Genomic DNA, 709 nt, shown 5'->3' with positions numbered 1-709 from the left:
AAATTGCTATCCGTAACAACAAATTGGCTGCTGGGGACGAGATTACCTTCGCCGGGCATTCATTGCTTTATATCGCCACTGGAAGTGATGGTTGCAATCTTAATATATTATCTCGAGCGCAGGAGTCGGTTAAATTCATCGGCGGAAACCAGCAAGGAATGCTGGTATTGAAACCATGTACTTTGGCTATTGAATCCGGACAATTAAACTACAGCAGCGTTAAATTTCCGTTCCTGGTCAAACTACAGGTTTTCATTGATCGTGCTCGTAAGCATCAGAAGACCTACGATGAATTTAGCCCTTATGGATATTTGCCGGCTGAGCTAGGGCCCCGGCCTTCATTGAGAAAAGTGGAATACTGGTTCTTAAACCAGATATTTATGCAAACTGATGGAGTCAATCAGTTCTCAAGTGTATTACAGCATAACGAATGGTATAACCTGGTTGAGTTTCTCCTTGATGAGTCTTGCGGCAATAATACCCAACACTTGCGATTATTGTGTGAGCGTTATGGTTTATCTGCCTCTCATTTCAGACGGCTAGCCAGAGTGGCTTTAGGTAAAACAGCGAAAGTTGAATTGCGCGATTGGCGACTGGTGCGAGCGCTATTTGATATGTTGGAAGGTAACCATAACCTGACGACTATTGCGATGAATCATGGCTACTCATCGCTGTCTCATTTTTCCAATGAGGTTAAAGAGGCATTTGG

Annotated in this window: 1 protein-coding gene; it reads left to right on the top strand. The window is 43.6% G+C overall.

Translation table 11 applies throughout. The features are described 5' to 3' along the window. On the top strand, window positions 1-709 hold a 709-nt coding region (locus NNN71_RS24835), incomplete at both ends, for a helix-turn-helix domain-containing protein (RefSeq protein ID WP_271459607.1).

The sequence above is a fragment of the Kluyvera sp. Awk 3 genome, from assembly GCF_028069715.1.
Taxonomy (GTDB): domain Bacteria; phylum Pseudomonadota; class Gammaproteobacteria; order Enterobacterales; family Enterobacteriaceae; genus Kluyvera; species Kluyvera georgiana_A.
This window is presented reverse-complemented; position numbering and strand designations above follow the sequence as displayed.